Source organism: Synechococcus sp. B60.1 (assembly GCF_047462555.1).
GTDB lineage: Bacteria > Cyanobacteriota > Cyanobacteriia > Thermostichales > Thermostichaceae > Thermostichus.
Genome location: NZ_JANSJN010000058.1, coordinates 7,459 through 15,486, shown reverse-complemented (window position 1 = coordinate 15,486; position 8,028 = coordinate 7,459). Strand labels below are relative to the sequence as shown.

General features: G+C 61.8%; 6 protein-coding genes. 1 reads left to right on the top strand and 5 read right to left on the bottom strand.

Going from position 1 to position 8,028, the window contains the following annotated elements:
- Together NW863_RS07940 and NW863_RS07935 are read right to left on the bottom strand one after the other, a co-directional pair.
- On the bottom strand, nucleotides 1-835 hold an 835-nt coding region (locus NW863_RS07940; RefSeq protein WP_414365688.1), incomplete at its 3' end, for a glycine--tRNA ligase subunit beta.
- A gap of 89 nt (nucleotides 836-924) precedes the next feature.
- Entirely contained in the window at nucleotides 925-3,003 is a 2,079-nt protein-coding gene (locus NW863_RS07935; protein WP_414365687.1) for a cation:proton antiporter, read from the bottom strand.
- 261 nt (nucleotides 3,004-3,264) lie between these two features.
- On the opposite strand from NW863_RS07935, the gene NW863_RS07930 reads away from it, so the two are divergent.
- Nucleotides 3,265-4,797: a serine/threonine protein kinase gene (locus tag NW863_RS07930; RefSeq protein ID WP_414365686.1), complete on the top strand. Its 1,533-nt coding sequence runs from the start codon at nucleotides 3,265-3,267 to the stop codon at nucleotides 4,795-4,797.
- Between the two features lie 76 nt (nucleotides 4,798-4,873).
- Here the strand turns inward: NW863_RS07930 and NW863_RS07925 are convergent, their stop codons facing one another.
- The 3 genes from NW863_RS07925 to NW863_RS07915 all read right to left on the bottom strand — a co-directional run bounded on the left by NW863_RS07925 (nucleotide 4,874) and on the right by NW863_RS07915 (nucleotide 8,013).
- Nucleotides 4,874-5,473, bottom strand: coding sequence for a superoxide dismutase (locus tag NW863_RS07925; RefSeq protein ID WP_414365685.1), 600 nt, complete (start codon nucleotides 5,471-5,473; stop codon nucleotides 4,874-4,876).
- Nucleotides 5,474-5,629: 156 nt separating this feature from the next.
- Nucleotides 5,630-5,989, bottom strand: coding sequence for a hypothetical protein (locus tag NW863_RS07920; RefSeq protein ID WP_414348159.1), 360 nt, complete (start codon nucleotides 5,987-5,989; stop codon nucleotides 5,630-5,632).
- Nucleotides 5,986-8,013 carry a transglycosylase domain-containing protein gene (locus NW863_RS07915; protein ID WP_414365684.1) on the bottom strand — a complete coding sequence of 676 codons (2,028 nt, stop codon included), beginning with the start codon at nucleotides 8,011-8,013 and terminating at the stop codon, nucleotides 5,986-5,988. The genes NW863_RS07920 and NW863_RS07915 overlap by 4 nt, the downstream gene beginning before the upstream one ends.
- Nucleotides 8,014-8,028 lie beyond the last annotated feature (15 nt).

The window sequence follows — 8,028 nt, the reverse complement described above, 5'->3', positions numbered from 1 at the left end:
CAGGGGGCAATTGCAAAAACTCCGGCTCAAAGCGCCCCAGAACGGCCGTTGGCCACTCCACCAACTGCACCACCTCCCGTAGCAAAGGGTCAGGGATCTGCGCTTCTCCCTGGACCTGCCTGGCCAGCTTGGCCACTGCGGCCCGGATGTGGGCTTCTCGCCCTGCCGGATCGGGGCTGACCCCGGCCGCTTGCATTTGCTGAACGTAGCTCTCGGCCCGCTCCAGGACAACCTGCTGGGATCCCAAAACGCGGTGACCACGGCTGACCCGCCCGGCCACTAAGCCTGGCAGAGGATTGCCCTCAGGGGTAGGCCAGAGCAAAGGCAGTACTTGATCGTCCCAGAGGGAGACCAGCCAGCGGATGGGACGGGGAAACTTCAAGTCTCCATAGCCCCAGCGCATCAGCCGTTCGCCGCTCAAGCTGGTGATCCAAGTGGGCGCCAATTCCTGGAGCACCGCTGCCGTCGGCCGCCCCTGCAGCCGCTGCACGGCAAAGACAAAGGATCCCTTGCCCACCTGTCGGATCTCCAGGCTGGCAGGATCCACCCCCTGCTTCTGGGCAAATTTTTCCCCGGCAGGGGTGAGGCGGCCATCTTGGTAGGCCACCTGAGCCGGTGGCCCCTTCACCTCCAGGGTGCGATCCGGCTGCTGGGTGGGCAGGCCCCGCAACAGAACTGCCAAGCGGCGCGGCGTGCCGAAAAGCTGCATCTCCTCGGCCTGTAGATGGGCTTCTGCCAAAGAGGCCGGGATCCCCTTCCTCCACTGCTCTAGGGCCGAATCAACAAAACTGGCCGGCAGCTCTTCACAGCCGACTTCCAGCAAATAGGCAACCATACCCCTCTGCTCTTAGCGACATCCCCCCTGGGGATCCCAGTTTATCAGGGGAGCCGGGGCGGCGTTCACACAAGGGCTGCAACCCGCCATCAGTACCAAGTGGGATCCCCTGCTGCCAGAACGCCCTCCTGCGGCCGTGCCGGGGAGGCAGCAGGCAAATGCACCACAAGGATGGGAAGGTTAGGCCGGTTACGGGCGATGATCTCCGGCTCGCGGCCCAGACGGGAGCGGCTGCGGGCTTCGCTGGGGATCAACACCAATGCATCCCCCGGCTGCAGCGCCTTCAACACCTCGGCCACCAGCCCTCCTTGCACCCGTTGGAGCGGCAGATGGGCGTAGCTTGCCGCCACCAGGGCCGGAGAGCGCTCCCGTGGCGGTCGGGTTTGCACCAGGAGAATCTGCAGCGCCGCCTTCAATTCCTCGGCCAGCGTCTGCGCCAGCCCAATCGTCTGCTGCAGGGATCCGGGAGACACTGCCAACTCTGGGGCTGCCAAAAGGATGCGCTGTGTTGTCTCGATGGGGACGGGGAAGCGCGTAATCAGCACCGGGATCCCCACCTGCCGCACCACTGCGTCGATGACGCTGCCAAAGAAATTTTCCGCGTAGGTGGAGTAGCCCTTCCAGCCGAGGATCACCAAGGTCGCCTGCCGTTCCGCTGCCGAGCGAATGATCCCTTTTTCCACCGAATCATCCACCCGCCGAATGGCTTCCACTCGAGCAGCGGCGCTGTGGGCCAGGGCCTCTGCAAAGGTCAACAATTGCTCTTGCCGGGCCAGAGCCGCCGGCGAGATCCCAGCACGGTCAGACAAAACGTGCAGCGGCAGCAGCGTCCCCCCTTCTTTCTTGGCCAGAATCAAAGCCAACCGCAGCAGGTTGCTCTCGGTGTCAGGGTTGGCCACCGGCACCAGGACGCGGGATCCCCAGGCTGGCTGGGGCAGGTTACCAGCTTCTGCCGCCACCTCTACAGGCTGGAGTTGCTCACCCCAGCGGGCCACGATCCAAGGCGAGGCAATGCAGGTAATCAGGATCATGGCGATGGTGCCGTTCACCGTCAGCTCATCCACCAATTTCACGTTGAAAGCCACCGTGATTGCCGCCAAAGTAGCCGCCGCCTGCGCTACCGACAGGCCGAACATGACCATAGCGCTGGCCAAGCGCCAGCCAAACAGTTGGGCCGGGATCCAAGCCGCCAAAAACTTGCTCACCACCTCCGCGGCAATCATCACTCCGCCCACCAGCAGCGTGCGTGGCTCGCCCAAGAGAATGCTGGGGTTGATCAGCATCCCCACCGAGATCAAGAAAAACGGTATAAACAACGTGTTGCCGATGAACTGAATCCGGTTCATGAGGGGGCTGAGCTGGGGAATGAGGGGGGTGATGGCCGTCCCAGCCAAAAAGGCGCCCACCACCGGCTCAATGCCAATCAACCCCGCCCCGTAGGCCACCACGAACAAGGTGGCAATCACAAAAGTAAACTCCGCCCCCTCGTCGTGGCCAAAGCGCTGGAAAAACCAACCGCCCAGCTTGGGCACCCCCCAGAGGGTGGCAAACATGTAGAGGGCAATCGAGGGGATGAGCGTCAGCCAGAATTGCAGTGTCAGCTCCCCTTGATGGGCGCGCACCACCACCGCCAGCACCAGCAGCGCCAAGACATTGGTAATCAACGTCGCCCCCAGGGTGGCTGTTACCGCCTGCAGGCGCATCAGGCCCAACTTGGAGACAATCGGCAGGGCAATGAGGGTGTGGGAGGCAAAACACGAGGCCACCAGCACTGCCGCCAGAAAGTCATACCCCAAGGCCAGCATGGCCGCCGTGCCGATCACCATTGGCAACAGAAAGGTGAGCACCCCGAAGACACTGGCCTTGCCGGCGTTGAGCTTCAAATCCTCCAGGCTGGTCTCCAACCCGGCCATGAACATGAGAAACAACAGCCCCACCGTGCCCAACAAGACGATGGTTCCGTCCCGCTGCAAGATGCCCAAGCCGTAGGGCCCCACCACCAACCCGGACAGGATCAGGCCGATGATCCCCGGCAGGTGCAGCCGCTCAAACAGCAGCGGGGCCACCAGCATGATCGTCAGGAGGATCAGAAACACCAGCACTGGGTCTTTCACCGGGCCGAGCAGGGCCAGAGGGATCCCTGAAATTGGCAGCCAGTTAGCCATCATCACTACCCAACAGACAGCAACCCACAGACTCGGCCAAGCGCCCGCCTGAGTCTATCAGATTCATCCAGATCCAGATAGCTCCCCATGGCCCACGGCTTTCGTCCAGTCTTCAATCTCCGGCAGGGTGTTTAACAAGCATTCAAAATACATCAAGAACACACTGGGAATGAAGACAGCCTGGCGGTGGCGCCCGCAAAGAGGCGAGAGAAACCTTCGAGAAACACACACTAAAATCGGAGAGTACATGCTCTTGGGCCGCTTATGAACCAGCTTGCTCCTGGAAAAGTGATCGGTCAGCGCTATCAACTGGTTCAGAAGATTGCGGCAGGGGGCATGGGGCAGGTGTTCAAGGCTGTGGATACCCGCCTGTTCAATCGTCCAGTGGCGGTGAAGCTGTTGCACCAAAACTTGGCAGGCGATGAAAACACCTGCCGTCACTTGCTCAAGCGCTTTCAGCAGGAAATTCGCATCAGTACCCTGCTGGGAGAGCACCCGGCCATTGTCAAGGTGCTGGATTACGGTCTGGAGAACAACCAACCTTATTTGGTGATGGAATACCTGAGGGGGCACAGCTTGGGAGAACTGATGCTCAAGCACCCGCTGCTGCCCCCTCAGCAGGTGGTGAAGATCGCCCGCCAAGTGTGTGCCGGTCTCTACTATGCCCACAATTTGGAGACTGAGCAAGATGGCCACCTCATCAAAGGGGTGATCCATCGCGACATCAAGCCCAGCAATCTCTTTGTTTTGAAAGATGAGACCCTGGGAGAGACGGTCAAGATCCTGGATTTTGGCATCGCCAAGTTGCTGAGCGATGTTTCTTTGGCCCTCGGCACCCAAACCACCGGCTTTTTGGGGACGGTGCGCTACGCCTCTCCCGAGCAGGTGCGCGGCGAGGAATTGGATCCCCGCTCCGACATCTACTCGTTCGGCGTGGTGCTCCACCGCATGCTGACCGGGCAACACCCCCTGCAGCCCAAGACCGATTCTTTTCCCGGTTGGTACGAGGCCCACAACTACCAACAGCCTCGGCCCTTCGACCGCTCCCAGTTGCCTCATGAGATCCCGCCAGCGCTGGAGGAAGTGGTGCTTGCTTGTCTGGCCAAAGACCCCGGCCAGCGGCCCCAAACCATGAAGCTCCTCAGCGACCAATTGGAGGGATCCCTGCAATCCCACAACAGCGCCGGCTCTTCCCTCACGCCCCCTCCAACAACCTCGCCGTTTTCCGAGCGCACCCTGGCAGCCATCGATAATTGGGAAGGCGCCCAGCCGGAGTCCAGGGACAGGCAGATCCCCCTCTGGGGCGGGATAGCTCTTTTTGCCGCCATCGCCGGGAGCACTTTTTGGGGCCTCCGTCTGCTTTTGAGAGACCGCTTGCTGTTCCTTTGCCCTCTGACACCGATGAGCGGGAGGCCGGCCCAGATCCACTGCTGGACTGGCTGCTGCGGGATGGTGAGCCAGTGTTTGAAGATGATCCTGATCCGGTTCGGGAGAACCCTCAACCCGAACCCACGCCCACATCGCCACCCACCCCAGCACCCGAGCCCACTTCCCCACCACCCTCCCCTGCGCCTCCGCCCGTTGCAGCGCCGGCCCCCCCGCCCACTCCCATTCCCAGCACCCCCCTGCCGCCCCAGCCGGTCAATCGCCCCCTCTTTCCCCCATCAACCGGGCCGCTCCTCCTGCTGCTGCCTTTCCCACCCCTGCCCAAAACCCTACGCCCAGCTTCCTACAACGCCTGCGCGAAGAGCGGGAACGCTTGGGGAAGGACTAAGCCGAAAAAAAGGGGATCCCTGAGGATCCCCTGGCAAAGAGCTGGGCAAGGCTAGTCCTCGATGGGATCCCCCGTCAGAGGATCCCAGAAGAGGGGCAGTCAGGCGGCTGCCAGCCGGGCATTGGCGGCATCCCAGTTGACCAGGTGTTCCAGGTAGGCGCTGATGAAGTCGGGCCGTCGGTTTTGGTAGTCCAGGTAGTAGGCGTGCTCCCACACATCCAGGGTGAGCAAGGGCACTTGGCCGTGCACCAGCGGGTTTTCGGCGTTGGGGGTTTTGGTGACCTTGAGAGTGCCGTTGTCCAGCACCAGCCAAGCCCAGCCGCTGCCAAACTGGGTGGCCGCCGCCGTTTTGAAGGCCTCGACAAACTTGTCGTAGCCGCCCAGATCAGCGTTGATCTTGTCGGCGATGGGCCCTGTCGGCGTGCCGCCCCCACCCGGCTTCATGGATTCCCAGAAGAAGGTGTGGTTCCAGACTTGGGCAGCATTGTTGAAGATGCCCACTTTGTCGGGATCCCCAAACGTGGTCTTGATAATTTCTTCCAGGGACTTATTGGCCAGATCGGTGCCTTCAATCAGCTTGTTCAGGTTGGCCACGTAGGCGGCGTGGTGCTTGCCGTGGTGGTAGGAGAAGGTTTCCGCCGACATATAGGGCTGGAGGGCGTCGGCAGGGTAGGGCAGAGCTGGGAGTTCAAAAGCCATAGTCGTCTGTCCTCTGTGTCTTGTGCAAGGAATGCAAGAAAGAACGCGGCCAAGGCTAAGGATAAACCAGACAAAGGCGTTACCTTTCTTTGCAGTCTTAGTGTAACTCAGAACGATTACGCTTTGGGATCCCCTGGGCCCTTCGATGACCGGGGGCTAACGGGATCCCTGCTGCAGCAGCTCGATCAGCAGGGGAGCGACATCCCGCAGCAGCGGGATCAAAACCGCTGTGATGGCGGCAATGGTAACTACATTGCGGGTGAAGTTGAGGGTGTCGCGGCTGAGCTGGAAAAACCGCTCGTCCCAGCGTTTGACCTCGGCTTCCAGACGTTCTTCTGCCTTAGCGACGCGCTCCTCGGCGTTGGCGATGCGTTCCTCAGCTCTGGCGATGCGCTCTTCGGTGCCGGCAATGGTCTGCAGCAGCTCTTGGTTTTGCCGGGCCAGTTGGGCGATGGCCTGGGCATTGGCCTCGATGGTGCGCTCAATGCGCGCCAGCCGCTCCTCGCTATTGCTCATGGCCGGGGAGGGGAAAATTGCTGAGGGCTAGGGAAGTCTTGGGGTGGGATCCCTTGCAGGGCCTCGGTCATGAAGCGCTTCCAGGTGGGGGCGACAAAGGCGCCCCCTGCCGTGCCAGGCAGCATGGGGGAGTTATTGTCGTTGCCAATCCAAATGGCGGTGGACAGTTGCGGCACATAGCCGATAAACCAGGCATCGCGAAAGTCGGAGGTGGTGCCGGTTTTGCCTGCTACCGGTCGCCCATCGTCCAGACGGGCTGCCGTCCCGGTGCCTTGGGTCACTACCCCCTTGAGGATTTGGTTGAGGGCAGCCACTGCCCAGGGATCCAAAACCCGCTCTGGCTTCGGCCGGGCCTCGAAGAGGATTTGGCCGTTGCGATCCACCACCTGGGCCAAGAGAGTTGGCTCCACCCGGTAGCCGCCATTGGCAAACACCGCATAGCTGGCGGCCATTTCCAAGGGGCTGATGCTGGCCGAGCCCAGAGCTGTGGCCAGGTTGGGGAACATCTCGGCACTAATGCCCGTGGCCTGGGCCGCTGCAATGACGTTGCGGATCCCAACCTCATCCGCCAGCTTGACGGTGGGCACGTTGCGGGAGAGCTCCAAGGCGCGGGCAAAGGTGAGAGGGCCGTAAAAGGTGTTGTCGTAGTTTTTCGGGCTGTAGGGGGGTGAGCCGGGATAGGTGACCGGGGTGTCTTCCAGGATGCTGTTGGGCCCGTAGCGGCCGGTAGCCAGGGCCGCGTAGTACACGTAGGGCTTAAAGGTGGATCCCGTTTGGCGAAAGGCTTGGGTGGCGCGATTAAATTGGCCCCGCTGGGCGTTGATGCCGCCCACAAGGGCCTTGACATAGCCGGTACGGGGATCCACTGCCGCCAGGGCCATCTGGTCGGCTCGGCGAGCGGCTGCAATGCGGGGCCCATCTTCGTTGACAATGCGCTCTGCCAGGCGTTGCAGCCGCAGGTCGATGGTGGCCTGCACCCGCAGCCCCCCCTGGAGAATTGCCTGCTCGCCATAGCGACGCCGCAGCTCGGCTTCGATGACGTCGGTGACCGCCGGGGCATTGCTCTGGAAGGAGGTGATGCGGCCCAGGGTCAATTCTTGCTCGCGGGCTGCCTGGGCTTCTTCCGGGGTAATCCACTTCAGCTCCACCAGGCGATCCAGCACTAGCCGCTGTCGTCGCTTGGCTCCCTCCAGGTTACGGAAGGGGCTGAGGGTTTCTGGAGCCGGCAGGATCCCGGCCAACATCGCCGCTTCCGCCAAGTTCAGTTCTGCCGCATCTTTGTTGAAGTAGCTGCGGGCCGCCGCCTGGATGCCGTAGAGGTTGTGCCCCCAGTACACCTGGTTGAGGTACATCTCCAGGATTTCGTCTTTGGTGAAGACCTGCTCCAGCCGCACCGCCAGCACAATCTCGGCCACCTTGCGGCTGAGGGTGCGCTCCGGCCTCAAAAACAAGTTCTTCACCAGTTGCATCGTCAGGGTGGAGCCGCCCCCGGCAGAGCCCAAGCCCCCCTCAACACTGCCCAGAAGGGCCCGGCCCAAGCTGACGGGGTTGATGCCGGGGTGGGTGTAGAAGTGGCTATCTTCAATGGCCAGCAGGGCCTTTTTCATCTCCGGCGAGACCTCTTCCAGTGAGATCACCTCCCGGTTGGCTTCCCCGTGCAGGCTGGCAATTGGCTCGCCGCGAATATCGACAATGTGAGTAGTGGCCACCGGCACGTAGTCCCGCAGTTGGTGTACATCCGGCAGGTTGCGAAAGCTGATGGCCAACCCCATCAAGCCGGCAGCCGTCGCTGTAGAGCCCAAGAGCAGCGACCCCAGCAACAGATTGCCCACCGTGGCAGCAGCCTGAGTCATCCAGGAGGGGCGGGTGGGTGGGTCAGCGCTGGCATATTCGTCATACCCCAAGCGGGGAAAGGGGCGGCTGTAAGGATGCCGCGAAGCCGAATGCCTAGCCCAGCGGGCCAATGGTCTGCGACCGTAGGTCACGTCAAAAACCCCGTCACGTCGGCGTTGCGGAGCAACCAAAAATCTTACTCATTA

Excerpts from the sequence above, each read along its gene's own strand:
- NW863_RS07935 (WP_414365687.1), bottom strand. The coding sequence starts at position 3,003 with ATGATGGCTAACTGGCTGCCAATTTCAGGGATCCCTCTGGCCCTGCTC.
- NW863_RS07930 (WP_414365686.1), top strand. The coding sequence starts at position 3,265 with ATGAACCAGCTTGCTCCTGGAAAAGTGATCGGTCAGCGCTATCAACTG.
- NW863_RS07925 (WP_414365685.1), bottom strand. The coding sequence starts at position 5,473 with ATGGCTTTTGAACTCCCAGCTCTGCCCTACCCTGCCGACGCCCTCCAG.
- NW863_RS07920 (WP_414348159.1), bottom strand. The coding sequence starts at position 5,989 with ATGAGCAATAGCGAGGAGCGGCTGGCGCGCATTGAGCGCACCATCGAG.